The 26,335-nt window shown below is 37.9% G+C and carries 23 protein-coding genes and 2 pseudogenes; 12 read left to right on the plus strand and 13 right to left on the minus strand.

Features of this window, described 5'->3' with window-relative positions; all coding sequences use genetic code 11:
* The first annotated feature begins 188 nt into the window (after positions 1-188).
* Positions 189-1,703, plus strand: a complete 1,515-nt coding sequence (locus B8W84_RS06935) for a DEAD/DEAH box helicase (RefSeq protein ID WP_308293003.1) — start codon at positions 189-191, stop codon at positions 1,701-1,703.
* On the opposite strand, the pseudogene B8W84_RS07985 reads toward B8W84_RS06935, so the two are convergent.
* Positions 1,657-1,764: pseudogene (locus tag B8W84_RS07985) on the minus strand (NTP transferase domain-containing protein); the annotation flags it as partial. The gene B8W84_RS06935 and the pseudogene B8W84_RS07985 overlap by 47 nt on opposite strands.
* A gap of 149 nt (positions 1,765-1,913) precedes the next feature.
* Between B8W84_RS07985 and nadE the strand changes: the two are divergent.
* The gene (gene nadE, locus B8W84_RS06940) at positions 1,914-2,834 is read left to right on the plus strand and encodes an ammonia-dependent NAD(+) synthetase (RefSeq protein WP_094752535.1); all 921 of its coding nucleotides are present in this window, start codon (positions 1,914-1,916) and stop codon (positions 2,832-2,834) included.
* Between the two features lie 427 nt (positions 2,835-3,261).
* Complete coding sequence (gene asd, locus B8W84_RS06945; protein ID WP_094752763.1) at positions 3,262-4,374, plus strand: aspartate-semialdehyde dehydrogenase; 1,113 nt, start codon at positions 3,262-3,264, stop codon at positions 4,372-4,374.
* 52 nt (positions 4,375-4,426) lie between these two features.
* Here asd and gpsA read toward each other — a convergent pair whose 3' ends face one another.
* Together gpsA and secB are read right to left on the minus strand one after the other, a co-directional pair.
* Positions 4,427-5,434, minus strand: a complete 1,008-nt coding sequence (gene gpsA, locus B8W84_RS06950; RefSeq protein ID WP_094752536.1) for an NAD(P)H-dependent glycerol-3-phosphate dehydrogenase — start codon at positions 5,432-5,434, stop codon at positions 4,427-4,429.
* An 18-nt stretch (positions 5,435-5,452) separates the two neighbouring features.
* Positions 5,453-5,932 carry a protein-export chaperone SecB gene (secB, locus tag B8W84_RS06955; RefSeq protein WP_094752537.1) on the minus strand — a complete coding sequence of 160 codons (480 nt, stop codon included), beginning with the start codon at positions 5,930-5,932 and terminating at the stop codon, positions 5,453-5,455.
* 152 nt (positions 5,933-6,084) lie between these two features.
* On the opposite strand from secB, the gene gpmM reads away from it, so the two are divergent.
* Together gpmM and rmuC are read left to right on the plus strand one after the other, a co-directional pair.
* Complete coding sequence (gpmM, locus tag B8W84_RS06960) at positions 6,085-7,614, plus strand: 2,3-bisphosphoglycerate-independent phosphoglycerate mutase (RefSeq protein WP_094752538.1); 1,530 nt, start codon at positions 6,085-6,087, stop codon at positions 7,612-7,614.
* Between the two features lie 348 nt (positions 7,615-7,962).
* Entirely contained in the window at positions 7,963-8,415 is a 453-nt protein-coding gene (gene rmuC, locus B8W84_RS06970; RefSeq protein ID WP_374220151.1) for a DNA recombination protein RmuC, read from the plus strand.
* A 288-nt stretch (positions 8,416-8,703) separates the two neighbouring features.
* On the opposite strand, the gene B8W84_RS08015 is transcribed toward rmuC, so the two are convergent.
* Both B8W84_RS08015 and B8W84_RS06980 read right to left on the minus strand, forming a co-directional pair.
* Entirely contained in the window at positions 8,704-8,847 is a 144-nt protein-coding gene (locus B8W84_RS08015; RefSeq protein WP_180706014.1) for a hypothetical protein, read from the minus strand.
* A 68-nt stretch (positions 8,848-8,915) separates the two neighbouring features.
* The gene (locus B8W84_RS06980) at positions 8,916-9,758 is read right to left on the minus strand and encodes a 23S rRNA (adenine(2030)-N(6))-methyltransferase RlmJ (RefSeq protein ID WP_094752541.1); all 843 of its coding nucleotides are present in this window, start codon (positions 9,756-9,758) and stop codon (positions 8,916-8,918) included.
* Positions 9,759-9,880: 122 nt separating this feature from the next.
* Between B8W84_RS06980 and B8W84_RS06985 the strand changes: the two genes are divergently transcribed.
* Together B8W84_RS06985 and ssb are read left to right on the plus strand one after the other, a co-directional pair.
* Complete coding sequence (locus B8W84_RS06985) at positions 9,881-11,245, plus strand: MFS transporter (RefSeq protein ID WP_094752542.1); 1,365 nt, start codon at positions 9,881-9,883, stop codon at positions 11,243-11,245.
* Between the two features lie 20 nt (positions 11,246-11,265).
* On the plus strand, positions 11,266-11,790 hold the full coding sequence (gene ssb / locus B8W84_RS06990) for a single-stranded DNA-binding protein (protein WP_180706039.1): 525 nt from the start codon (positions 11,266-11,268) through the stop codon (positions 11,788-11,790).
* 35 nt (positions 11,791-11,825) lie between these two features.
* Here the strand turns inward: ssb and B8W84_RS06995 are convergent, their stop codons facing one another.
* Positions 11,826-13,181 (minus strand): sodium-dependent transporter, encoded by a 1,356-nt coding sequence (locus tag B8W84_RS06995; RefSeq protein WP_094752543.1) that lies wholly within the window; start codon positions 13,179-13,181, stop codon positions 11,826-11,828.
* A gap of 534 nt (positions 13,182-13,715) precedes the next feature.
* On the opposite strand from B8W84_RS06995, the gene glpG reads away from it, so the two are divergent.
* Positions 13,716-14,570 (plus strand): rhomboid family intramembrane serine protease GlpG, encoded by an 855-nt coding sequence (gene glpG, locus B8W84_RS07000; protein ID WP_094752544.1) that lies wholly within the window; start codon positions 13,716-13,718, stop codon positions 14,568-14,570.
* Positions 14,571-14,601: 31 nt separating this feature from the next.
* Here glpG and ffh read toward each other — a convergent pair whose 3' ends face one another.
* Positions 14,602-16,011, minus strand: coding sequence for a signal recognition particle protein (gene ffh, locus B8W84_RS07005; protein ID WP_094752545.1), 1,410 nt, complete (start codon positions 16,009-16,011; stop codon positions 14,602-14,604).
* A 226-nt stretch (positions 16,012-16,237) separates the two neighbouring features.
* Here ffh and B8W84_RS07010 point away from each other — a divergent pair, with 226 nt between their 5' ends.
* Together B8W84_RS07010 and B8W84_RS07015 are read left to right on the plus strand one after the other, a co-directional pair.
* Positions 16,238-17,029: a cytochrome C assembly family protein gene (locus tag B8W84_RS07010; protein WP_094752546.1), complete on the plus strand. Its 792-nt coding sequence runs from the start codon at positions 16,238-16,240 to the stop codon at positions 17,027-17,029.
* 63 nt (positions 17,030-17,092) lie between these two features.
* A pseudogene (locus tag B8W84_RS07015) lies at positions 17,093-17,782 on the plus strand (transporter associated domain-containing protein); the annotation flags it as partial.
* Positions 17,783-17,831: 49 nt separating this feature from the next.
* Here the strand turns inward: B8W84_RS07015 and B8W84_RS07020 are convergent.
* Both B8W84_RS07020 and gshA read right to left on the minus strand, forming a co-directional pair.
* Positions 17,832-18,446: a transglycosylase SLT domain-containing protein gene (locus B8W84_RS07020; RefSeq protein ID WP_094752547.1), complete on the minus strand. Its 615-nt coding sequence runs from the start codon at positions 18,444-18,446 to the stop codon at positions 17,832-17,834.
* A 113-nt stretch (positions 18,447-18,559) separates the two neighbouring features.
* On the minus strand, positions 18,560-20,137 hold the full coding sequence (gshA, locus tag B8W84_RS07025) for a glutamate--cysteine ligase (RefSeq protein WP_094752548.1): 1,578 nt from the start codon (positions 20,135-20,137) through the stop codon (positions 18,560-18,562).
* A 68-nt stretch (positions 20,138-20,205) separates the two neighbouring features.
* Here gshA and B8W84_RS07030 point away from each other — a divergent pair, with 68 nt between their 5' ends.
* Positions 20,206-21,243, plus strand: coding sequence for an alanine--tRNA ligase-related protein (locus B8W84_RS07030; protein WP_308293006.1), 1,038 nt, complete (start codon positions 20,206-20,208; stop codon positions 21,241-21,243).
* A 168-nt stretch (positions 21,244-21,411) separates the two neighbouring features.
* On the opposite strand, the gene ansA is transcribed toward B8W84_RS07030, so the two are convergent.
* Together ansA and B8W84_RS07040 are read right to left on the minus strand one after the other, a co-directional pair.
* The gene (gene ansA, locus B8W84_RS07035) at positions 21,412-22,422 is read right to left on the minus strand and encodes an asparaginase (RefSeq protein ID WP_094752550.1); all 1,011 of its coding nucleotides are present in this window, start codon (positions 22,420-22,422) and stop codon (positions 21,412-21,414) included.
* A 108-nt stretch (positions 22,423-22,530) separates the two neighbouring features.
* Positions 22,531-24,444, minus strand: a complete 1,914-nt coding sequence (locus tag B8W84_RS07040; RefSeq protein ID WP_094752551.1) for a RecQ family ATP-dependent DNA helicase — start codon at positions 24,442-24,444, stop codon at positions 22,531-22,533.
* 158 nt (positions 24,445-24,602) lie between these two features.
* On the opposite strand from B8W84_RS07040, the gene B8W84_RS07045 reads away from it, so the two are divergent.
* Positions 24,603-25,322 (plus strand): tRNA-uridine aminocarboxypropyltransferase, encoded by a 720-nt coding sequence (locus B8W84_RS07045; protein WP_094752552.1) that lies wholly within the window; start codon positions 24,603-24,605, stop codon positions 25,320-25,322.
* A gap of 28 nt (positions 25,323-25,350) precedes the next feature.
* Here B8W84_RS07045 and B8W84_RS07050 read toward each other — a convergent pair whose 3' ends face one another.
* Both B8W84_RS07050 and mobB read right to left on the minus strand, forming a co-directional pair.
* A complete protein-coding gene (locus B8W84_RS07050; protein WP_094752553.1) occupies positions 25,351-25,695 on the minus strand; it encodes a DUF1971 domain-containing protein in 345 nt (114 codons plus the stop codon).
* Positions 25,696-25,717: 22 nt separating this feature from the next.
* Complete coding sequence (gene mobB / locus B8W84_RS07055; protein ID WP_094752554.1) at positions 25,718-26,266, minus strand: molybdopterin-guanine dinucleotide biosynthesis protein B; 549 nt, start codon at positions 26,264-26,266, stop codon at positions 25,718-25,720.
* Positions 26,267-26,335 lie beyond the last annotated feature (69 nt).

A 26,335-nucleotide genomic window follows, 5' to 3' on the forward strand; every position in this document is an offset into this window, starting at 1 on the left:
ATCCGTATGGATCCTTACGAGACATTCAGATTAAACCTACTACGCAGTAATGGATCATAATTCAAATTTGCGAAATATTAAATAGTTCAACTCCAGTTGCAACTATTGAGGTGACGTAGGTATAGGCTGAATTTAGTGCGTTTATGCACCGCTAAAACGCAGAATTTACACGAAATCATGAGGCCTCAATGTCAGAGTCAAATATCACACAAGAAGAAATCAGTTTTAATCAGTTAAACTTACCTGAAGCACTACTACAAGTTGTGTCCGAAATGGGTTACGAAACGCCTTCTCCTATCCAAGCTAAGTGTATTCCACACTTATTAAAAGGTGAAGATGTTTTAGGTTTAGCACAAACAGGTACCGGTAAAACAGCAGCCTTTGCTTTACCATTACTTGCTAATATCGATCTTTCATTAAATTATCCACAAGTATTAGTATTGACACCAACACGTGAACTTGCAATCCAAGTTGCAGAAGCATTCCAAAGCTACGCACGTCACCTACCAGGTTTCCACGTGATGCCTATCTACGGTGGTCAAAGCTATAACATTCAATTTAAACAATTACGTCGCGGACCGCAAGTTGTTGTGGGTACACCGGGTCGTATTATGGATCATCTTAAACGTAAAACATTAGATTTATCTAAATTAAGTACTCTCGTTTTAGATGAAGCAGATGAAATGCTACGCATGGGATTCATTGATGATGTTGAAACCATCATGAAAGAGATGCCTGAAAAACATCAAACTGCACTTTTCTCTGCAACCATGCCTGATCAAATTAAACGTATTACTAAACGTTACATGAATGCACCGATTGAAGTAAAAATTAAAGCTAAAACATCAACAGTTGAAAATATCGAACAAAAATGTTGGATTGTGCGTGGTGTCAACAAATTAGACGCACTAACTCGTATGCTTGAAACTGAAGAGTATGATGGCGTAATAATTTTTGCACGTACTAAAACAGCAACGGTCGAACTTGCAGAACGCTTAGAAGCTCGTGGTTACCGAAGCTCGCCATTAAATGGTGATATGAATCAACAAACACGTGAACGTACTATTGCACGCATAAAATCAGGTGGCTTAGATATTTTAGTCGCAACAGATGTTGCTGCACGCGGTCTAGATGTTGAACGTATTAGTTTAGTTGTTAACTACGATATTCCAACAGATACAGAATCTTATGTACATCGTATTGGTCGTACAGGCCGAGCTGGGCGTAAAGGTAAAGCGATTTTATTTGTCGCACCACGTGAACGTCGTTTACTAAAAGCAATTGAACGCGCAACGCGCCAAGAAATCGCTATCATGGAATTACCAACACGTGATGAAGTAACACAAACACGTATCGAGAATTTCCAAAAACAATTAATGAATATTTGTGAAAGTGAAGATTTATCTTTCTTCCGTAACTTATTTTCACAAATTGAAAAAAATAGTGAGCTTAGTGAGCTCGATCTTGTTTCTGCATTGTTGTTCATGGCACAAAAAGAAAAACCTTTACAGCCAGTTGAAGAAAAATTTGTAGAGCCCCGCACACATGAACGCAGTTTTGATCGTGATAGTCGTGGACGTGGCAGAGATCGTGGTGATCGCAGCGATCGCAACAGTCGTGGTGATCGCGGTTCTCGCGGTTCTCGCGAACGTAGTACAGATGCTGAACCATCGGCTTATCAGCAATTTTATGCAGTACTTTAGGTAAACGAGAACACATGCGCGTACCTTTACCCGCAGCAAGAATAACAACACTCAGAGACATATTAACAACCTCAAAAAATAAAAGAGAAGATAAAAAACTATTTTAACGGACTTTTAAAGCAGAGCGAATAATAATGTTTAATTTAACTGTCGAAAAGCACGCTTTTTCTGCATAATCTTAACCCTTAGCGGGTAAAAAAGGCATCTTTCATGAAACAAAAAATATTACAAGCAATGCACGTGTTACCAACAATTGATATTAATATGGAAATTAAGCAACGTGTTAACTTTATAAAAATAAAATTACAACAAGCGAAGAGTCATGCTCTCATATTAGGCATCAGTGGTGGTGTTGATTCAAGTTGTGCGGGTCGACTTTGCCAATTAGCTATCAGCGAACTTAACCTAGAATATAAAACAAATGCATATCAATTTATTGCTGTACGTTTGCCCTACGCGCAACAAATTGATGAAAAAGAAGCACAAATTGCTATACAATTTATCCGCCCTACACATTGTGTAACCGTCAACGTTCAAACGGGAACCGATGCTATTCATCAAGAAACGCTCAACAGTTTACGCCACAACAATATTGATATTCAAAGGGTGAACTTAGATTTTGTTAAAGGTAATGTAAAAGCACGCATGCGCATGATAGCCCAATATGAAATTGCAGGCATAATGGGAGGTCTCGTCGTCGGCACCGATCACAGTGCGGAGAACATTACGGGTTTCTATACTAAGCATGGTGATGGTGCTTGCGATCTTGCACCTTTATTTGGCTTAAATAAACGTCAAGTTCGTGCACTTACAAAGCAACTTGGCGCCCCACAAATACTGGTTGAAAAAGTGCCAACCGCAGACTTAGAAGAACAACGACCACTTCTTGAAGATGAAGTCGCATTAGGTATGACCTATCAACAAATAGATGATTTTTTAGAAGGTTTAAGCATTCCTCTCGATATTGAAAATAAACTCATAAAATTATACCTTACAACCGAGCATAAACGCCAAAGCATCCCTACTCTGTACAATTTAATAATACAGCTAAATAATAGACCGAGAAAGAAACTTTTTTTTAAAACGCCACTTCAGATTATGGCAGAACACATAACCGCACTTGCGGCTTAGCGGTTATGCACTTCAAGGTTGAATCTGCCTAGGATAACGAATTTAAAGCAAAGGTTAGACGCTCGTATCAATAGTAGACTTAAACCAATGTAATATATTTAAAATGAAGCAAACAATGTATACGTTCGTATCTGCTTTATATCACGTCTTCATTTAATGAATCGACTTACTTTTATGTTTTTAAAGTCATTTTACTGCAAAATATTTTGTTCTAGACAAAATAATGAGAGTCATTATCAATAAAATTCAGGTTGTATCATTAATTAAAGTAAAAGACTAGCCAGAGTAAACAAGTTAATGCTAGATTGGAAAACATTAAACCTTTTCCACACATTTTATGAGTCTATTTTCTTATACTAACGACATAATAAGAACAACAATAAGAGTGATAAAAGGTAATAACTCAACAATTAAGGATTTAAAAATGATGAAAAAAGTAGGATTAATTGGTTGGCGTGGCATGGTTGGCTCTGTATTGATACAACGAATGTCAGCTGAAAATGACTTCTCAACCATGGAGCCTGTTTTTTTTAGTACATCCCAAGCTGGACTAAAGGCACCCTTGCATGGACAACCAGAAAATATTCTACAAGATGCATATGCACTGAAGAGCCTCAGTGAAATGGATATTATTCTGACCTGCCAAGGTGGAAAATACAGCGATGACATATACCCTAAATTACGTGCTCAAGGATGGAATGGATATTGGATTGATGCGGCATCAACATTACGCATGAACGATGACGCATTGATTGTCCTAGATCCTATCAACAATAAAGCAATACAAGAAGGCCTACAAAACGGCATTAAAACTTATGTAGGTGGTAATTGTACTGTTTCTCTACTGCTGATGGCATTAGGTGGCTTATTTGCTAAAGATCTTATCGAATGGGTTGCACCACAAACGTATCAAGCGGCATCTGGCGCTGGCGCGCGTAATATGCGTGAATTAATCGCTCAAATGGGCTCTATTAATCAATGTGTTGCCGAGCAGCTGGCCGATCCTGCTTCTGCTATTTTAGAGATAGATAGAAAAGTAGCACAGCACCTACGTAGTGACCTTTTACCTACAGAACAATTTGGTAGCCCTCTTGCAGGTAGTTTGATCCCTTGGATAGATGTTGAAATGCCATCTGGTCAAAGTAAAGAAGAATGGAAAGCACAAGTAGAAGCGAATAAAATTTTAGGTAAAAATAAAGACATCATTCCTATTGATGGTTTATGCGTACGTATTGGGGCGATGCGATGCCATAGCCAAGCTATCACAATGAAGTTGAGAAAAGATATCTCAATATCTACCATTGAAAAAATACTCGCCGAACACAATGAATGGGTAAAAGTAATTCCTAACACTCGAGAAGCATCGATTAAAGAATTATCTCCAGCGGCGGTTACCGGAACATTAAATGTACCTGTCGGGCGTATAAGAAAATTAAGTATGGGCGCACAATATGTGAGTGCTTTTACCGTCGGAGACCAATTATTATGGGGAGCGGCAGAGCCTCTACGACGCATGCTCAATATATTATTAAATCAATAACATAAAATATAAAAAAGCTCCTGATCATTAAGGAGCCTTTAAATAGGTGTTTTTAACTTTCACCTGTTTTAGCGCGAGCTAATAAATCTACCGCAGCGGCTTTAACTGCTTTTCCTTGATACAGTACATAATAAATTTGTTCACAAATTGGCATTTCAATCTGTAAATTCTTCGCTAAATTATATACTTCTTCAGTATTACGATATCCTTCAACCACTTGCCCGATTTCTTGCTGTGCTTCAATAATACCTTTACCTTTCCCAAGTGCTAAACCAAAGCGACGATTTCGAGATTGATTATCCGTACAAGTTAACACCAAATCACCTAAACCAGCCATCCCCATAAAAGAAGCCTCTTTAGCTCCAAGTGCTACACCTAATCGCGTTAATTCAACTAAACCTCGCGTTATCAACGCAGTGCGAGCATTCGCACCAAAACCAAGTCCATCGGCTAATCCCGCACCGATAGCAATAACATTCTTAACCGCGCCACCTAGTTGCACAGCAATAAAGTCATCGGAAACATAAGCTCTAAAATTACTTTTATTATGTAATAAATCTGCGATTTCTTGAGTGAATTTAGTTTGAGATCCCGCAACAGCTACCGCTGTCGGTAATCCTTTTGCTACCTCAAGAGCAAAAGTCGGCCCTGAAATAACGGCTAAAGGGTAATCGTGACCTAATACATCATTAGCCACTTTTTGTAATAATCGACCCGTTTTAGCCTCTAACCCCTTCGTTGCCCAAGCAATACGATGCTGAGCAGTTAAAAAGGGTTTGATCTGCTCTAAAACCAAACCAAATACATGGCTAGGAACAACCAATAAAACGGTCTTCGTCGACATCAAACACTTTTCTAAACTCTCTTCAACCGTTAATAATTCAGGAAAAGAAATTCCAGCAAGAAAAGCCTTATTTTCTCTATCTTTTTGTAAACGATGAACATGAGTGGCCTCATGCCCCCAGAGTGATACTAAATGTCCGTTTCTAGCCAAACATACAGCAAGAGCAGTACCGTACGATCCTGCCCCTAAGACTGTAATGGCTTTCTGATTTGCCATGAATACCTACTTATTAAATTAAGAGTCTAATTTAGTACTTTCTGCCGTTTCTGCTTGTTTTTGAGCAATCGCATTTTGAAATAACGCATCAAAATTAACGGGCGCTAAATTCAATTGAGGGAACGTGCCACGAGTCACTAAATTTGCAATAGCTTCACGAGCATAAGGGAATAAAATATTAGGACAAAATGCATTTAAACAATGTGCCATTTGAGCGCCTTCTAGATGTCCTACTGTGAAAATACCCGCCTGTTGGACTTCACACAAGAAAGCGACATCATCACCAATTTTCGCTGTTGTCGTCAGAGTTAATACAACTTCATAGACATTGTCTTCTAGTTTTACATTTTTTGTATCAATATCCATTGAAACTTCAGGCGCCCATTCTTTTTTAAACATCACAGGAGAGTTTGGACACTCAAAAGAAATATCTTTGATATATACACGCTGGATAGTAAATTCAATTTGTCCTGCTTTTTCTTCTTTTTGATCTGACATGTTCATCCCTTATTTATTTTAATTATTAAATTTTAATATTATTAAACACAATAATAGACTTCACTTTTACGTTGAGATGTACAGTGACAAGCCTCGCAAATGTAGTAAAATCAACATCATTAATATTTTATTTTTATCTAAAGAGGATTTATATGTTAATTGCTAAAAAACCACTTTTATTATTAATCATGGATGGTTGGGGATATCGCCCAGACATGCCCGATAACGCAGTAGCAAATGCTCGAACCCCTGTCCTTGATAAGCTTTGCAAAGACTATGCAAACACCCAAATATCAGCTTCGGGAATGGATGTTGGCTTACCTGATGGACAAATGGGAAATTCAGAAGTAGGTCACACAAATATTGGTGCAGGTCGCACGGTTTACCAAAATTTAACCAAAGTGACGAAATCAATTAAAGATGGTGATTTTTTTACAAATGACGTATTAGTTTCTGCTATTGATAAAGCCGTACAGTCCAACAAAGCAGTACATATTATGGCTCTTGCCTCTCCAGGTGGTGTACATAGCTTTGACGAACATATTTTAGCGGCGATTGAACTAAGTGCAAAACAAGGTGCTAAAAAAATATTTGTACATGCCTTTTTAGATGGCCGCGATACGCCACCGCGCAGTGCAGCCTCTACTTTACAAAAATTTGAAGATAAATATAAAGCACTTGGTGTAGGTCGCACCGCAACATTAATTGGCCGTTACTACGCATTAGATCGAGATACACGCTGGGATAGAGTGCAAGAAGCTTATGATCTATTAACGTTATCAAAAGCCGATTTCCATGCTGAAAATGCATTGCTGGGTCTAGAAAATGCATACACTCGCGATGAAAATGATGAATTTGTTAAAGCGACTGTTATTGGTGAAAAAGCCGCCATTGAAGATGGCGATACATTATTATTTTTAAATTTCAGAGCGGATCGTGCGCGTGAAATATCGTATGCATTTTGTGATGCCAATTTCAATGGATTTAAACGCGAAGCTACGCCTAATATCACCTTTGCCACACTCACAGAATACGCAAAAAATATTCTAGCGCCTGCGGCATACCCAAGTGAGTCGTTACAAAATACTTTAGGTGAATGGTTAGCCGATCATAATAAAACGCAACTGCGTATTTCAGAAACAGAAAAATATGCACACGTTACCTTTTTCTTCAATGGTGGCATTGAAGATGAGTTTAAAGGCGAAGATCGCATACTCATAAAATCACCAGCCGTGGCAACTTATGATCTGCAACCTGAAATGAGTTCAGAAGAGCTAACTGAAAAATTAACAAAAGCTATACGTAGCCAAAAATATGATGTTATTATTTGTAACTATCCAAATGGTGACATGGTTGGTCACACCGGTGTCTATGAAGCTGCAGTGAAAGCTTGTGAAGCCGTTGACCATTGTATCGGTCAAGTGATTGAAGCATTAAAAGAGGTCGATGGTGAATGTTTAATCACTGCGGATCATGGCAATGCTGAACAAATGATAGATCCTAATACGGGCGGAATACACACAGCGCACACTAACTTACCGGTTCCATTTATTTATGTGGGTCGTAAAGCCAGTATGACTGAAAATGGTCGCTTATGTGATATTGCACCGACCATGCTCAAATTATTGGACTTAGAGATCCCAACTGAAATGACTGGTAAAGCACTTATTTCATTAATATAAACCTGACAACACAGTATTTAGTTATTTTACTCAACTTATTAAAAAAACTTGTTAAAATTTCTAGATACTGACTTTTTATTGGATAAGTGTATAACATTAATGATTGATCTACGCTCTCAAAATTCTTTGCAAACAAAAACAATATCTTATATTCATTTGTTTTTATTTTTGTTTTTATTTTTATCCACACCCCAAACCTGTGCGAATCCCATCCCCACCCGTGCTCTTCGCGCAGCAGATTCGATTCGAGCTCGGTACCCGGGGATCCTCTAGAGATTTAATATTAAATATATTGAGCCTGCGTTCCTGCTGGCACTCGACAGACAGCCCGAACTGATCACCGAAGCGCTGAAAAATAACATTATGCTGGTCAGCCCCACCACGCTACTGGTGGCGTTACGTACCATTGCCAACCTGTGGCGCTATGAGCACCAAAGCCGTAACGCGCAGCAGATTGCCGATCGCGCCAGCAAGCTGTACGACAAAATGCGGCTGTTTGTGGACGATATGTCCTCGGTGGGGCAAAGCCTGGATCGCGCGCAGGATAACTACCGCCAGGCGATGAAAAAACTCTCCTCCGGGCGTGGCAATTTGCTGGCGCAGGCGGAGGCGTTTCGCAGCCTGGGGGTGGAAGTTAAACGCGAGATTAATCCGGAACTGGTGGAGCAGGCTACCGCTCAGGACGAAGAGTTTCGTCTGCGTGAAGGCGACGGTAAGCAAAATAGCCGCAATGAAGACAACGATTTAGCGGCGAGTTTATCCCCCGAAGCGCAGCCGGCGCGTTTCTTTCACGGTGGTTGAAACGTAGGGCAAATGCGCCCAATCTGTTACACTTCACGAACATTTGACTGATTAGCAGGCTCAATATATTTAATATTAAATCGTCGACCTGCAGGCATGCAAGCTTGGCACTGGCCGTCGTTTTACAACGTCGTGACTGGGAAAACCCTGGCGTTACCCAACTTAATCGCCTTGCAGCACATCCCCCTTTCGCCAGCTGGCGTAATAGCGAAGAGGCCCGCACCGATCGCCCTTCCCAACAGTTGCGCAGCCTGAATGGCGAATGGCGCCTGATGCGGTATTTTCTCCTTACGCATCTGTGCGGTATTTCACACCGCATATGGGTGCACTCTCAGTACAATCTGCTCTGATGCCGCATAGTTTAAGCCAGCCCCCGACACCCGCCAACACCCGCTGACGCCGCCCTGGACGGACTTGTCTGCCTCCCGGCATCCGCTTTACAGAACAGCTTTTAATAAAAGATTTCGCCAAAAATAAGACAACAATAGCGCGTGTCCTTTTTACTCTGCAACCAATGTCTCTATACGATAAAAACCTTTCTCTTCTTTCGCTAATAATTTTGCTAGATAAGGGAGAGATTGGCGCATATCTGCCATTAATGTCCATGGTGGATTAATAACAATCATGCCACTTGATGTCATCCCAGTTTCGCCTTTATCAGCTTCGATACCTAATTCAAAAAGCTGTATATTTTTAATTCCAGACCCTTTTAATTCTCTTTCCATTGCTTTTATCGCAATACGGTTTACAACGGGATACCAAAGAGCATAAGTTCCTGTAGAAAAGCGTTTGGTTGCTTTTATTAATGTTTCTACAACGTCCTGATAATCTGTTTTTATTTCATAGGAAGGATCAATCAAAATAAAAGCACGACGTTCTTTAGGTGGGATATTCGCAATTAAACCTTGTAAACCATCTTGTTTCGCCATTTTGATGCGTCGATCTGAGACAAAATTTTCACTCATATTTGTAAATTCGTTGGGATGTAACTCAAATAAGAACAATCGGTCCTCATCACGTAACATTTGTTGTGCAATACTCGGCGAGCCAGGATAGTGTTTCAGATCTTTTTGGGCATTAAATTCAATAACTTGCTCCATATAGTTACTAACTGCTGGAGGCAAATCTTGACGTTCCCATAAACGCTTAATGCCGTTATTTGCTTCTTTAGTTTTAAGAGCTTGTTCTGAATACAGGGAATATGCACCACAGCCAGCATGCGTATCCAGATATAAGAAAGGTTTATCCTTTTTCAATAAATGATTAAAAATAGCAACAGAAACAGTATGTTTTAAAACATCTGCAAAGTTTCCTGCATGAAAAGAGTGACGATAGCTGAGCATAGATCATTTCCAAAATTGATAAGTATAATGCTTTTTCCTTGTTTACACTAAAATAAAAGCGTCTTAATGTAAGCGACATGTTATTCTTCTTCCTCTATTTATTTTCCATTCGGTGGACTCCAATGCGACCTGAAACTTTGAACCCCATAGAAAAACGCACCGCAATATCACTATCTCTCGTCTTTGCCTTACGTATGCTTGGGCTTTTTATGATCATGCCAGTTTTTGCTATTTATGGACAACACCTGACGGGGTACTCCCCAATATGGGTTGGCTTTGCCATTGGAGCCTATGGTTTAACACAAGCTCTATTACAAATTCCGGCTGGTATGTTATCCGATAAATTTGGACGCCGTCCGATTATTTATGGTGGACTATGCCTATTTGCATTAGGCAGTTTAGTCGCGGGGTTTTCAGATAGTGTTTATGGTGTTACAGCTGGTCGAGCACTACAAGGCGCAGGGGCTATCGCAAGCGCGATTTTAGCACTCGCTGCTGACGTTACTCGCGCAGAACAACGCCCAAAAGTAATGGCTATGATTGGCGTCAGCATTGGCATATCTTTTGCAGTTTCTATGGTCGCTGGCCCTATACTCGCACCTATCATTGGCTTGCAAGGTTTATTTTTCATTACCGCAGCAGGTGCATTATGTGGTATTGCTATTGTACACTTCATGGTACCAAATATTATTAATAAGGCACCACGAGGCGAGACAGTTGCTATCCCTCAACAATTAAAAGCCTTAATTAAAGACCCTCAATTACTACGTCTTAATTTAGGTATTTTAATTCTACATATGACATTAACGGCTATGTTTATTACATTACCGTTACAATTACAAACGATGCTATTAGCACCGGCAGATCACTGGCATCTTTATTTGCCCGCTTTATTGTTCTCTTTCTTATTAATTATTCCGATGTTAATCATATCCGCTCGAAAAGATATGAATCGTCAATTTTTTCTGTTTTCTATTCTATTAATGGCGGGTAGTTTAATGGCAATGGGTAGCACAACTAATTCATTATTTGCTATGTTTTTATGCGTGATGTGTTATTTTACCGCCTTCAATTTTTTAGAAGCATCACTTCCTTCATTTATATCAATGCTTGCTCCTGCAGGAGCAAAAGGTAGTGCCATGGGAATTTATAGTACTTTTCAATTTTCAGGAGCATTTTTAGGGGGGATTTTAGGAGGTATTTCCTATAAACTATTAGGTAGTAGCGGTTTGTTTTATTGCTTGTCAATATTAATACTACTCTGGTTTTTTATTGCTTGGGGTATGCTTAATCCAAGCAAAATTCGTACCCATAGCTATACTACTGATATTAAAGATAATGATCATGCTAACGCCCTCAGTGAAAAACTTGTAACACTACCAGGGGTATTAGAAGTCGTATTTTTTATCGAAGAACAAACAGTTTATATTAAAGTGAATAATACAAAATTCAATAGTGATAAAGCCAAAGAAATTTTAGTTAACTAGCATAAGAGCGGAGAAAGAAAATGTTTAACCGTAGCATCAACAAAGTAATTTTAGTGGGTAATCTTGGTAAAGATCCTGAAATGCGTTACATGCCCAACGGTAATGCAGTCGCAAACTTAACGTTAGCAACAACAGAAAGCTGGAAAGACAAGCAAAGTGGTGAACGTAAAGAACACACAGAGTGGCATAATCTTACTGTATTTGGACGTTTAGGTGAAATGTGTGGTGAGTATCTTAAAAAAGGTGCCAAAATTTATGTTGAAGGCCGTTTAAAAACAGATAAATGGCAGGATCAAAATGGCCAAGCGCGTTATACAACAAAAATTACGGTATCTGAAATTCAAATGATGGATTCACGAAACCAACAAGGCACACAAGCCTTCCAAAGTAATACTATGCAACAAGATCAAGATCAACCGGCGCAAAAAAGTTGGGGCAATGCACCACAACAACCGCCAGCACAACAAGTGGCTCCAAAAATGGCTCCTACATATCAGCCACAACAAGCACCACAACAATATTCAACTGACTACTTTTCAAACTAATCTAAGTTATGCACTTCGGAATTGAATCTAAGTATTTAAAAAAACAATTGCACGATAATTAGTATTATTAGTGTAGGGCAAATGTATTTTACGTAGAAGGGCCATATTTTCCAAAATAAAGAGTTATTATCAACGCCATCTTGTGCATAGATATCATCTAAAAGGTCTTTACGATTCCACACCCAGCCTAAATAAATCGCAATACCTAAAGCTATTAAAGGCTGTGCTCTTTCTGTGGTTAAAGTGATCATAAAATTAAAAAGAGCGTCAAAGTAAAAAACAACAATCAATGACAATACTAAAATTAAAGTGCCAACCATTAAACTCGCATTATTACGATTAATCTTTGTTTTTTCAACAAGGTAGCTCGTAGGGACTTCGACAATCGAAATCGTTGAAGTTAAACCAGCAATTGCCATTAAACTAAAGAAAATAAAACCAAGAATATATTGTAATTGCCCCCCAATACTATCAAATAAATGTGGAAGTACAGTGAAAACAAGCGTCGATGAATTAAGTAATTGTCCATTATCATCAAAAATAACCACACCATTATGTTGAGCAACATACATAGCAGGAATAATCATCATCGCAGCTAGAAATGCCACAACAGTATCCATCAGAGTTACATATGCAGTTAACTTAGCTATATTCTCTTTTTTATTAATATATGATCCATAGACCATCATAGCTCCAGTACCAATCGTCAAAGAGAAAAATGTTTGCCCTAATGCTCCCATTAATACCTTTGTCTCGAAAACCCGTGAAAAATCAGGTGTAAATAAGATAGATAATCCCTGCATCGCACCAGGTAAGGTTAAAATATAAATGGCACCACCCAGTAAAATCACCAATAATAATGGCATAAGTCTTTTAGACCATTTTTCGATACCGTCTTGTACCCCTTGGCGAATAATAAAAATAGACATCACAATTAATAAACTCGTGAAAACAACATTTCGAGAAACTGAAAAATCAGTAAGCCACAATGATAATTGTTCCAAGCCCATACCGCGCACAATAGAAGCGACAGCAAAACTAACAAACCAGCCCGATAGGATCGTATAAAAACTACAAATCAATATAGCCGTAATTATAGAAGAAAAGCCAATCGCCTTACCCACTGAGCGGCTCCACTTATTGCGCCCTAATTTAGCCATTGCATCGGCAGGATTTGTTTGTCCGTGTCTACCAATCATTAATTCAGCCATTAACATGGGATAACCGAGTATAAAAATTAAAATCACGTAAACCAGTAAAAATGCACCTCCACCATTGGATGCGGCTTGTGTTGGAAAGCCCCAAATATTACCAACACCTACCGCAGATCCAGCGGCTGCCATGATAAAACCTAAGCGAGAACTAAATTGATTTGATTTTGTATTCTTCATTATTGCAACTCATTAACTGATATTAGCTTACATCATAAGTATTTAACCAGAAAGTATCAACGACACAAACAACCAACCATAATGCATATAAAAGTAAAAACCTCCAACATATATTAATTTTTAGCAACAAATCATCTAAAAAGCGATAGATTTAGCAATAACAAGAACTTAGTCGTCATCTTTTTTTATACTGAGCAATAATATGTTTTTTCATATTTGTTAATTTTTATTTTACACCCGACAATAACGTACAATTTTTAAGCTCCTTTGCAATGTACTGGTTATATTTTGATTATACCGTAAAATAAAGGTTCTTTATTGAGAGCCGTATTTCGCTTAATTTAATTAGTAAAAATAATACATATATTTATAATTTAAAAAATATCAAAGACTCCCAATTCAACATAAGTAAAAGCACTTGTTAGCACGTTAATCTGTATTATCTATTTACATCATTTACTTAAATACTTTAATATCGCACAGTATAGAGCAATATTTTTTTAATGAAGTTCCCTCAAAAAGGCAATTAACCCTATGTTTCGCTTGTATTACTTTCAAAACTTACGTATTGCACAGGCTTTCTCTGACCACTTAAATACGCTTGATATTGATAATAATATTGAAAACGATGAATTTAATTATGTGCTTATTCTTTTAAAAAATAGCCAGCAAGCACAGGCTCAAACTGAGCTAGATGCTTTTCTACAAAACCCCAATGCACCAAAATATTTATCTGCAAGCTGGAGCACCGGTAGCATACAGCAAGGCCATAACAGTGCTTATGAGACTAATGAGAGCTTGCTTGATAACTTTGTGCACCATGCAGGCCCCTTCACGCATGGTATTCTCGGTTTTTGCGTGCTGGTTTATCTCTTAATGAATATCGGTTTTGCCGAATCTACATTTACTGCCTTATCTTTTTTTACAAATCAGCCCTTTAATCTTTCTCAAAGTTGGCGCTTTATTAGTCCAGCTTTCTTGCATTTTAGCGTGTTACACATTGTATTTAATTTATTATGGTGGTGGCAACTTGCGGGTGTCATTGAGAAAAACCAAGGTACCGCTCGATTAGTTATACTCTTTGTGTTTGCCGCCATTGCATCTAATTTAGCGCAATATTTTTTAGTTAGCCCTTACTTTGGGGGGCTGAGTGGGGTCGTTTATGCTTTGGTGGGATACTGCTGGTTAAATGGGAAATTAGATAAAACAAGCTCAGTGACTTTACCTCAATCTTACTTTTTCTTTTTGCTGTTTTGGCTTATTTTAGGCTTTGTTAATATCTTGCCTGTTAATGTGGCTAATTACGCACATTTAATTGGCTTATTCGCAGGTATGATAATGGCAATACTCTGCCATTACTTATTTCAGAAGCCAAAACAAGGCAAGTAAGTGGGCGCTCACTTGCCTTTTAAGCTACTGCTTATTTTTTTCTAAAGTTACTCAGCCCAGGGGGCGTACCCATGCCTCCCATACCGCCCATGCCCGGTGGTAACATACCTTGCATGCTCGACATCATTTTGCGCATGCCGCCTTTTCCTGACATTTTCTTCATCATTTTTTGCATCTGCGTAAACTGTTTTAATAACTTATTCACATCTTGAATTTGAGTGCCTGAGCCTGTTGCAATACGACGTTTACGTCCACCTTTAATGATTTCAGGCTTCGCACGCTCTTTTTTAGTCATGGAGTTAATGATCACTTCCATTTGATCCGTCGCTTTATCGTTTACTTGGCCTTTCATCGCAGCTGACATTTGCCCCATTCCAGGCAATTTCTCCATCATGCTCGTCATGCCACCCATGCTTTTCATTTGTACTAATTGGTCACGAAAATCCTCGAGATCAAAACCTTTACCTTTTTTTAATTTTTTAGCGAGTTTTTCCGCTTTTTTCTTGTCTATTTTTTGCTCAAGATCTTCTATTAAGCTAAGTACATCACCCATACCTAATATACGTGATGCGATCCGATCCGGATGGAAGGCCTCAAGCGCATCTACTTTCTCGCCCATACCAATAAACTTGATAGGTTTACCGGTAATATGGCGAATAGATAGTGCAGCACCCCCTCGTGCATCCCCGTCCGCTTTGGTTAAGATGATACCGGTTAACGGTAACATTTCATTAAATGCCTTAGCGGTATTGGCGGCATCTTGTCCTGTCATAGCATCTACAACAAACAAGGTTTCAATCGGTGAAATCGCAGCATGTAAATCTTGGATCTCTTTCATCATGTCAGTATCAACATGTAAACGACCTGCCGTATCGACTATCACCACATCAATAAATTTCTTTTTTGCATGCTGTATGGCGGCATTAGCTATATCAATCGGTTTTTGACTAATATCACTCGGGAAAAACTCAACCTCAACCTCTGTGGCTAATGTTTCCAACTGTTTAATGGCGGCAGGTCGATAAATATCCACACTGACCACTAATACTGATTTTTTTTCTTTATTCTTTAATAGTCGCGCTAATTTAGCAACAGAGGTCGTTTTACCTGCACCTTGTAAGCCTGCCATTAATAATACGGCGGGGGGTTGTGTTGCCAAATTGAGCGATTCATTCACCTCGCCCATCGCCAGTTCAAGTTCAGATTGGACTATTTTTAAAAAAGCTTGTCCTGGATTTAATGTTTTTTGAACTTCACGACCCACTGCACGCTTCTTAACCGCTTTAATAAACTCTTTAACAACCGGTAAAGCCACATCCGCTTCTAATAAAGCCATTCGCACTTCACGTAAGGTAGACTTAATATTGTCTTCCGTTAAACGCCCTTTTCCACTGATATTTTTCAGGGTTTTCGATAGTCGCTCAGTTAAATTTTCAAACATCAGAGATCTCACTGCTAAATTAAAAGAATAATTAATGATTATACCTGTTAGCCTTGTATATGTAAAAATCAGCAGTCATCCTTTTAATGCGTCACATCATAAAAAAATTTAAGGATTGCATTATTATGGCGGCCTATCTTTATTCATACGTATTGAGTCTTCACAGCCATTCGTCTGAGTTTTTGAATAGAATCAAAAATAAAACGACATATAACTGGAACCGTCTATGGATTATTATGCATTAAGCAGTAGTTTTTTTTACTTAGTGGCAAGTGTCATTGTAAGTAAACGCCTGTTTTCAAATACGATAACTTACCGCATACATTTTTCAGTGTGCATAAGTCTCGCATTTTGCACGCATATTATTTGGTTATATCAAAATATATTGTTAGTGAACGGTCAAAATTTACCCATGTTAAATGTGCTTTCGATGGTTACGTTTATTATTGCGTTACTCTCGACACTTGCCAATAAACGTTTTAATACTGGGGTGTTGTTACCGGTTGTTTATGCTTTCTCAATATTAACCTTTATCTCTATCGCATATCTTCCGAGCCATTATATTACGCATTTAGATACTCATCCGTTAATCGGTACACACATTCTTTTTGCTTTATTAGCCTATTCGATATTAACCATTGCCAGTCTTTTTGCCTTACAACTTGCTTATTTAAATCATTATTTAAAACGCCCTCAACTGATTAAAACCAAATTAAACCTTCCCCCTTTAATGACGCTGGAGAAAAGTTTATTTCAATTTGTTTTGATAGGTTTTATTTTATTAACCTGTACCTTAATTACCGGTTTTTTCTTTCTCGATCATATTTTTTATAAAGAGAACGCTCATAAAGTTATCCTCACGCTACTTGCGTGGATAATTTACGCCGTATTATTATGGGGACACTTTAAACGAGGCTGGCGTGGCAGAATGACCATTTACATTACCATCGCCGCATCGTCATTACTCACTCTTGCCTATTTTGGAAGCCGTTTTGTGCGTGAAATAATATTATCTTGATAAATAGCTAATAATGGTTTTCCTGCGCGCATAAATGGTAGTAGATCACATAAATAAATATTTCTTGAACTTGAAAAAGTCACCGTGGATGAAATAATGATACCTCGTAATGAAATCGATGGTATTGATATTAATCTCGATTGGGAAAGCATATTAAAACAGCTACAACATCGAACACATACTATGACACTGCTCTATCGAGATAGTATTGATGACGCGATTGGCTTTATACATGCTCGAGATTGTTTAAATATTTTATTAAAAGAAGATTTCTCTAAAACCACGTTGCTACGCAGCGTCAGAGAACTTTATTTTATCCCTGAAGGCACGCCTCTCAATACACAATTAAGTAAATTTCAATATAATAAAGAGCGCATTGGTTTAGTTGTTGATGAATATGGTGATATTCAAGGCTTGGTTACTTTGGCTGATATATTAGAAGAAATTGTCGGTGATTTTACCACCACACGTGAGCCGAGTAGCTCAGAAGAGATTCGAAAACAGCAAGATGACTCCTATATTATGGAAGGCAGTCTTGGTATTCGAGATATTAATAAAGAGATGGGCTGGAAACTGCCAACCAATGGGCCACGCACCTTAAACGGCTTGATTTTAGAGCACCTTGAAGAGATCCCCAATAATAATATCAGTGCGCGTATTTGTGGTTACCCGATGGAGATTTTAGAAGTTGAGAATAATACGGTTAAACTCGTTAAAGTAATGCCCGCCTTATACCAAGAAGAGAAGCGTTAAACATAGACTGATACGCGACGATGCATCTTACATCGTCGCGTATCTTTTTTTAATCAAAAAACAAACGCCATAGCCAACTTGAATCTAAGTTTTCACGGCAACCGCGCAACTGCGTTGCATATTTCTTAGCTCGGTTATTGACTCGCCAAGCCACTTTCGTTAACCATGGCTTTTTCTTATAAGATTTATTTTTATAACCACCCCAACCTTCGTGGTAGTTTAAATATTGCGCATAAGCATTCCATTTAGAAACGCCATTAATTTTATACGTTTTAGCCGTAAACCAACCCATAAAATCAACCGCATCATCAAAGTCATCTCTGTCTGCCCAGCTATTGCCAGTTTCACGCTTATAATCACCCCAAGTCATCGTTTTAGCTTGAGCATAACCATAAGCATCACTGGCGCGCCCAATTGGAATGAACCAGAAATACTGCATAGGTGGCCGTGCATCATGCTTAAAGCTACTTTCTTGGTACATCATAGCAAGAGGCACCTGAATCGGCGTACCCCATGTTTCTTGCATGTCTTTCGATGCATCATACCACTCCCGGTGTTCAAAAAAGATAGAGCAAATGTTATCTGGATTTTTGGGTGGGGGGGTCGCACAAGCCGTTAAATATAAACAGCTCATTAAAACAATAAAACACTTTTTAACCTGCATACACACAGAGCCTTCTTTTAATTAAACGCACGGATGGAATACTTTTTTAGACTTAGCAATACGCCCCACAAGACATCCTATTTGATGAATGCCTTTGGGTTCGCTTTCTCCTATTATTTTTTAGCATCAGTAAAATATTTATGTAAATAATCATCAAAACTAAGCGTGTCTGATTTCTCTTTTAAAGCTTGTTTCTTTAAAGATAATTCCTGTTGTTGCTCAAAATAAGCATCTGAATAACAGCGATAATCTTGCTCTATCAACTGCTTTTTATACTCTTTAGACAACTCTAAAGCAAGCGAACACTTACTGCGACTTTGCCCAGTCAAACCCGATAACACACGTGCGGAGCTGGTAAGCTCTGTCTGGCTAAAACGCCCTGAAATATGTTTTATCGCTTCACTATAATGATTGCCCGTTGTATTTTTATCAAGGACAAACGCTAATTGTTGCAATTCAGCACTTAACATTGCGCCCCATTCTGCAATACTTTTACGGCTGCCTTCAATCTCTAATTGTAAGTCAGGTTTGCGCCCTTCGAGTACGACGCTATTAAAATTAGCATTGTAATGTAGCGCTTGCTCGGTATTTAAAGAAGCGGATGGACGCATGACACACCAAATTAAAAACAGATCCAGAAAGTGAATTTGCTCTTCGCTTATGCCTATCGTCTCGAAAGGGTTAACATCTAATGAGCGAATTTCAACATACTCAATACCTCGAGAATCTAAGGCTTGAGATGGCGTTTCTCCCTCTTGTAAAACACGTTTAGGCCGAATAGATGCATAGAGTTCATTCTCTATTTGTAAAATATGGTCGTTAAGCTGTACATATTTACCTGCCTTTTTAACACCTAAACTTTTAAAAGCTGGAGATTTTTTTTGCAACGCAGCGCGCACTGAAGTGATGTATTCGGGCAAACTATTGTAAACAATGTTTAAGGATGCTTGCTCACTACTGGTATAGCCTAAATCACTTAACCGTAAGGAGGTTGCGTAAGGCAGATAAATGCTTTCATCACCCAAGGTTTTGAAATTTAGAAGTGTTTTTTTACCCTGAACAAAAGATTTGCAAATAGCAGGCGAGGCACCAAACAGAAAAGGAATAACCCAGCCATAGCGTAAATAATTACGAATTAAGCCTAAATACCCCTCTGATTGGAGATCTTTACCTTCTAATTCTGACTCATGTATTTCAGCCCAAACAGCCCAAAAATCGTCAGGCAATGAAAAGTTATAATGCACGCCGGAGATTATTTGCATCATGCTACCATAACGCTGACTCAAACCATGTCGATACGTTGTTTTCATTAAACCTACATTCGACGTACCATATTGCGCCAGTTCAACCTTACTTTCATCATCCACATAACAAGGCATGCTTATTGGCCAAAGGGTTTCATTAGCATCTAAATTCTTAGCAACGTAATGATGTATGTCATTTAAATAGTCTAATAATTGAGGAACCGTTCGCGCGACAGGTGTTATAAACTCTAATAAACTTTCTGCATAATCGGTCGTAATTGATGTATGGCAAAGTGCACTACCAAAAGCATAAGGATGTGATTTTTGTGAAAGATGACCATTTTCATCGACACGTAACGCTTCACGTTCAATGCCTCGGCCAAGGCCTGTTAATGATTGTGGTTTTTTTTCTATAGCAGCTAAACGTTGTTTAAAAGTACGAGACACGAGATACCTCAATAAAATCTATTCTAAACAAGTAGATTACCTAATTTGTGAACTTATAACTTTTTAAAATTTACGCCGAATTGATATTACAAATGGGAGATACATATCCTGAATTGTTAAAACAGCGTGATTTTGTTGAAAAAACATTACGTCTTGAAGAAGAGCAGTTTGCCAAAACATTAGAGCGTGGCTTACAGATCCTTGATAATGCCTTAGATAAATTACAAGGAAAAGTCATATCAGGAGCAACCGTTTTTAAACTTTATGATACTTATGGTTTTCCTGCAGATTTAACGGCAGATATTGCCCGTGAACGAGGCTTAACTATCGACATCGAGGGTTTTGATAAATCAATGGCAGAGCAAAGAACGCGTGCGCAACAAGCGAATAACTTTGGTGTTGATTATAATAAAGGTCTTAAGTTTGATGAAAAAACCCAATTTTTGGGTTATGGGTATTTACAACACGGCGCCATTGTTAGCATATTAGTACAAGACGGTAAGTTAGTACCTTGTTTAAAAGAAGGTGATAAAGGTCAAGTTGTTTTAAATCAAACACCTTTTTATGCTGAGTCTGGTGGGCAGGTTGGTGATGGTGGTATTCTTGTTTTAAAAGAGGGCATATTTACCGTTACGGATACTAAAAAATCAGGTGACACATATTTACATATTGGCTATGTCAGCAGAGGCTCTATTAACGTACTGGATAATGTCCATGCAGAAGTTGATAGTGAACAACGTAAAGAGATAGCATTACATCACTCGGCAACACATTTATTGCACGCAGCATTACGTCTGGTCTTGGGTGAGCATGTTGTTCAAAAAGGCAGTTTATGTGATGCGAATAAATTACGTTTTGATTTTTCACATACTGAAGCTTTATCTAATGAAACATTAGAGAAAGTCAATTATTTAGTGAATAATGCAATTCGTGAGAATTCGAGTGTATTAACTAATTTAACTTCTATCGATGATGCAAAGGCCGCGGGTGCAATGGCATTATTCGGTGAAAAATATGATGAGATTGTACGAGTTGTAAGCATGGGTGAATTTTCAACCGAACTGTGTGGAGGTACTCATACGACGCGAACGGGTAATATGGGTTAACACCGCGGTAACTCGCGTTACATCCTGTGTCTGTGGGGTCGCATTATAGGGATCTAAATCACATTGGCAAGCGTTTATTTACAAAAAAACAATATAACAAGCACAACGCTCAATTAGCCATCATTTTGTGTGTTTTGTCACCTTTTAAAGTATAAACCCACCGAATGCCTAGCTTAACTCACCACGTAGATTTGTTGTCAATAACTCAGCAACAACACTAATAGGTAAATCTTGGCTTAATAAGTAATATAGTTTTGTTATCACCGTTTCTATCGTCATATCCAAACCACTGATAACTCCCGCCTCCAACAAAGAATTTCCCGTTGCATAGCCACCCATATTAACTTTACCTTTTAAACATTGACTACAGTTAACAATTAACACTCCGCGCTCAGTGGCGCTTTTTAAGATATTCAATAATTTATCATCTTGCTGGGCATTACCTACACCATACGTGAGCAACACTAATGCTTGTAGTGGACTCTCTAATAGCATCTCAAGAATATTCCAATCAATACCCGGAAAAAGAGGCAAGATAACCACTGATTGCTCTCTTATTTCACTCACATTTAAACGTGTATTGAGCAATGCTTGTTTACTACCTGCAATATTCTTTATTTGAATACCCGCTTCTAATAGTGCCGGATAATTTGGAGAAACGAATGCATCAAAACCATCAGCATCTTGTTTACTGCTACGATTACCCCGAAAAAGTTGATTGTTAAAAAACAAACTGACTTCATTAATTGGATGATAAGCTGCAATATATAAAGCATTTAATAAATTAATTCGCGCATCAGTGCGTAATTGAGACAACGGTATTTGCGAACCTGTGATGATGACAGGTTTAGATAAGTTTTCAAAAACAAAAGAAAGCGCAGAAGCCGTATAAGACATTGTATCGGTGCCATGTAATATAATAAAACCATCAAAGTCATGATAGCGAGCTTGGATATCTAATGCTAACGTTTGCCAAATTTTCGGAGATACATTGGCAGAATCAATTAAGGGATCATATTCAAAAATTTCAAAATCAGGCATATCATCATGGAAAAATTCAGGCATGTCCGCAATGGTCTGCGATAAATATCCAGCAACAGGAACAAAACCTTCTTTTGAAGGCTTCATTCCGATAGTGCCGCCTGTATAAGCTATATAAATACGTTTTTTCTTGGTCATTTTACTCTCATCACTTAGATTGATTTTTTTGTACTTTATACGGATTCTATTTGCAGATGCAACTTTCAACACGCATTCTTCAAATAAGGATACATTATACCTTTTTGTTTATGCCTTCATGTGTGCTTCTACCCATTTTTTTACTTGTGCAAAACGATATTGACTGAACTGTGCAAAGGCAGAAAATTTACGAACTTTTAAACGCTTAAAAATAGGCGTGTTTAAACCACAAAAAAATCGAGCTATTAAAGTCGCACTGTTCTGCAATCCTAATTCTTTTTGAATATCTTGGCTCAAAGTGTAAAAATCAAATTCATTAAGCAGGCATAACTTATCTTGTTCGGGCATGAGCGCAATATTCCCTGCACAAACACTACAATGCAAGCATGCACCTTTTAATTTAGGATCGGAGAAATATTCAGCCAGCTGTAAATTTAAACAACGCTCACTTGAAAAGAAATCAATTAAAAAATGTATACGCTGTATCTCGCTTTGCTCTTTTTCAAGAAAACGCTGTAACAATCGCCGTTTTAAATCATTATCAATTGTTTTTTCCGTAACATGATAAACCAATGTCATCTGCTTATTTTGTAACTCTATAAATCCTTGCTGGGCTAAATAATCGATAGCAGTGATCACTCTGCTACGTGGACTATGATATAAAACACTTAATTTTTCAAAATTAAGGCTTGCCCACGTTCGTGCTTTATCTGAGCTGTGTAAAATTGCTTGGATAAAACTTAATCGTTCACCTTTAAAACGTGCTAACAATTGATTTTCTGAGACTAATAATTTATAACGATACTCGGCATAATAGCTATATGCAGGACGTAACACCCCTTCTAATTCTAAGTAAACTAATAATGTTTTTAGTGCCAATAAACGTATGTTAGAACGATCTGAAAGACTATTCATTAACACCTCCCATTGCGATCCCGATTTCGTCATTTCACTCAAAATAAAATCGATGCCAAATGCTTCAGGCGTATCACTATAAACAAAATTTTCTAACACATTAATATTACTTATATTCGCCAGCAACAAACAGTGACTTCGGTGCCCGTCACGTCCTGCTCGACCAATTTCTTGTGCATAATTTTCAATTGATTTAGGCAGGTCATAATGCACTACAAAACGAATGTTACTTTTATCAATACCCATGCCAAAAGCGATTGTTGCCACAATTAATGATAACTCCCCTGACATGAAACGTTGCTGAATAGCGATGCGCTTATCACTATTCATCCCAGCATGATAAGCTTCTGCGGGGATGCCCGCTCGGGTTAATGACTGTGCGACATATTGCGCAGTGTGTTGTAAAGTCACATAAACTATCCCGGATTCAGCGGCGTGGCAGGCTAACCACGGAAATAATATCTTTAATTTGTTAGCTTCGCTTACGCCGAGGACTTCTAAGTTTAAATTACTCCGATACGACCCCGTTTGGGTAATGTTTTCAGGTAGAATCGAAAACTTATTTGCCATATCTGCAATCACTTTTGATGTGGCAGTTGCGGTTAACAATAAAACTTGAGGAATATTAAATTCCGCACGATATTGCGCCAGCTTTAAATAATCAGGGCGAAAGTTATGCCCCCATTCAGAAATGCAATGGGCTTCATCAACCACTAACAATGAAATGGGAATCGTTTTTAAAAACAATCTAAAACGCTCACTATTCAAACGCTCAACAGAAATAAATAAAATTTTGATTTTACCTTCAGTCACTTGCCGATACACATCTGCCGATTCTTTTGCACTCTGCATCGACTGAATGCTATCAGCGGCGATCCCTTTTTGATGTAGAAAATCAAGTTGGTCTTGAATTAAGGCAAGTAAGGGTGACACCACTAAAGTTAAATGAGGTAGGCATAATGCAGGTAATTGATAACATAAAGACTTACCTGAACCCGTAGGAAAGATAGCGGCCGCACTTTGCGCATTTAACAGCGTGCGGATAACCGATTCTTGGCCTTCTCGAAAAGATTCAAAACCAAAATATTGTTGTAATTTTTGATACATTTATTAACCGCCTTTCAATTCTCAATACACAGCACAACATAAAATATGTCTAATATAGTACCAAGCAGGTTATTCAATACACAGCACAACATAAAATATGTCTAATATAGTACCAAGCAGGTTATAATAGTGTTTTATTTTTTTAGTAAATATTTTTTATGCGAATTCATGCCCTACATAAACTTTACCAACAACGCTTAGCACGCTCTACTCGACCTTTTTTAGCACGAGGAGGTCGTATTAAACGCTGTATAAATTGTATGTTGCTACCAAATTTATGTATTTGCTCTATAAAAAAAACCGTACATTCACGATGTGCCTTTTTAATCTTAATGTACGATGATAAGATATTAAAACCAAGTAATACAGGTCGACTTATTGCAGATCTTATCCCGGATACCTTTGCTTATATTTGGTCAAGAACAGAACCGGAAATTAAAATGCTTACCTTACTAAAAGACCCTCAATGGCAGCCTATTGTGATCTTCCCTGAAGAATACTGCTCGCCAGAAAATCTTTTACAATACAATGGCATAAGTGCAAACAAACGGCCGTTATTCATTTTGCTCGATGGCAGCTGGGCACAAGCCAAAAAAATGTTCCGTAAAAGCCCTTACCTTAATGACTTTCCGGTACTGTCTTTTACGCCAAAAAACACTTCACAATATTTAGTGCGCAAGGCAAGTAAAAGTAATCAATTAGCAACGGCTGAAGTCGCAGCCTGCGCACTAGAATTTATCAATGAAACAAACAATGCAAACCTGCTAAATCTATTTTTTGAAACCTTCAAAGAAAACTACCTTTTAGGTAAAGAACGCAAAAATTTACCTAAAAATGCAACTCAATTTGAATTAATACAAAAAATGTTTGAGCTTTAAATCATCCCCCTAATATGAAATAAGATATTTATTCACAATCCGTATTACGTTCCGATGAGTTATCAATAATAATTTGTGAACTTTTATGTGCATAAAATTTAACTTGAAATTGAGTGTTTTCAGTTAGAAACTCAACTTTATGCCAATATTCTGGCGCAGATACCGCAATTTCTCCACGGTGAATAATAAGCTCTTTCTCTATTATTCCTCTGCGCTCACTAAAGCCATAAAATTTTAAAGATCCAGCTAGAACACATATTTCACCATAAACGCCAGCTTTGGTATTATGTTCAAATAAAAACAATTTAGGAACGTTATTTTTATTCATGATCAAGCTACTTTTATAATGAACAAAATCTTTTGGTATAAGCATTCAATGATTTCCTTATTCAGATTTATTTCAATGTTATTCTATTTTTTATAGATCCTATCCAGTCAATGATAAATATTTTTATTTGCTCAACATCATTAATATTTAATACGGGCACAGTATGCTTTTGCGTCGAGGTATCCAACGCTAACGCAATTATCCATGGATCATTAAGATAAAGAAAAGGTTTATTAAGAAGACAGCGATGTAACTCGATTTTAACAAATTTCTCATCCCTATAACCTTCAACTAGCACCAGATCTAATTCATCTGTCTGTAATAAATTTAATTGATCTATTAACTTTTTCTCTGTCTTTTGTACATACTCTTTAAATAAGATAGATCGCCGAGGACCCGCTAACACCAATTGAGAGAGGCCCGCTTTACGTAATCTAAAACTATCTTTTCCTGGTTCATCTAGTTCTATATCATGATGACTATGTTTAATTAATGCAATTCGAAGGCCACGATCGTTTAACATAGGGATCAATTTTTCCAACAACGTGGTTTTTCCGGTGCCACTAAACGCTGCAAAACCTAATACCGGAAGAGGAAAGTTAATGAATCCAGACATAATTTAACCTTGTATAATTGTGATCGAATACGCTATTGTAGCCTAACCTTTTGTAACAAAAGTTTTTAT

Origin of the sequence: Psychromonas sp. CD1 (assembly GCF_002239585.1) — a bacterium.
GTDB lineage: Bacteria > Pseudomonadota > Gammaproteobacteria > Enterobacterales > Psychromonadaceae > Psychromonas.

Coding starts and splice junctions, on each gene's coding strand:
- B8W84_RS06935 (WP_308293003.1), top strand. CDS start 189: ATGTCAGAGTCAAATATCACACAAGAAGAAATCAGTTTTAATCAGTTA.
- nadE (WP_094752535.1), top strand. CDS start 1,914: ATGAAACAAAAAATATTACAAGCAATGCACGTGTTACCAACAATTGAT.
- asd (WP_094752763.1), top strand. CDS start 3,262: ATGAAAAAAGTAGGATTAATTGGTTGGCGTGGCATGGTTGGCTCTGTA.
- gpsA (WP_094752536.1), bottom strand. CDS start 5,434: ATGGCAAATCAGAAAGCCATTACAGTCTTAGGGGCAGGATCGTACGGT.
- secB (WP_094752537.1), bottom strand. CDS start 5,932: ATGTCAGATCAAAAAGAAGAAAAAGCAGGACAAATTGAATTTACTATC.
- gpmM (WP_094752538.1), top strand. CDS start 6,085: ATGTTAATTGCTAAAAAACCACTTTTATTATTAATCATGGATGGTTGG.
- B8W84_RS08015 (WP_180706014.1), bottom strand. CDS start 8,847: ATGCCGGGAGGCAGACAAGTCCGTCCAGGGCGGCGTCAGCGGGTGTTG.
- B8W84_RS06980 (WP_094752541.1), bottom strand. CDS start 9,758: ATGCTCAGCTATCGTCACTCTTTTCATGCAGGAAACTTTGCAGATGTT.
- B8W84_RS06985 (WP_094752542.1), top strand. CDS start 9,881: ATGCGACCTGAAACTTTGAACCCCATAGAAAAACGCACCGCAATATCA.
- ssb (WP_180706039.1), top strand. CDS start 11,266: ATGTTTAACCGTAGCATCAACAAAGTAATTTTAGTGGGTAATCTTGGT.
- B8W84_RS06995 (WP_094752543.1), bottom strand. CDS start 13,181: ATGAAGAATACAAAATCAAATCAATTTAGTTCTCGCTTAGGTTTTATC.
- glpG (WP_094752544.1), top strand. CDS start 13,716: ATGTTTCGCTTGTATTACTTTCAAAACTTACGTATTGCACAGGCTTTC.
- ffh (WP_094752545.1), bottom strand. CDS start 16,011: ATGTTTGAAAATTTAACTGAGCGACTATCGAAAACCCTGAAAAATATC.
- B8W84_RS07010 (WP_094752546.1), top strand. CDS start 16,238: ATGGATTATTATGCATTAAGCAGTAGTTTTTTTTACTTAGTGGCAAGT.
- B8W84_RS07020 (WP_094752547.1), bottom strand. CDS start 18,446: ATGCAGGTTAAAAAGTGTTTTATTGTTTTAATGAGCTGTTTATATTTA.
- ansA (WP_094752550.1), bottom strand. CDS start 22,422: ATGACCAAGAAAAAACGTATTTATATAGCTTATACAGGCGGCACTATC.
- B8W84_RS07040 (WP_094752551.1), bottom strand. CDS start 24,444: ATGTATCAAAAATTACAACAATATTTTGGTTTTGAATCTTTTCGAGAA.
- B8W84_RS07045 (WP_094752552.1), top strand. CDS start 24,603: ATGCGAATTCATGCCCTACATAAACTTTACCAACAACGCTTAGCACGC.
- B8W84_RS07050 (WP_094752553.1), bottom strand. CDS start 25,695: ATGCTTATACCAAAAGATTTTGTTCATTATAAAAGTAGCTTGATCATG.
- mobB (WP_094752554.1), bottom strand. CDS start 26,266: ATGTCTGGATTCATTAACTTTCCTCTTCCGGTATTAGGTTTTGCAGCG.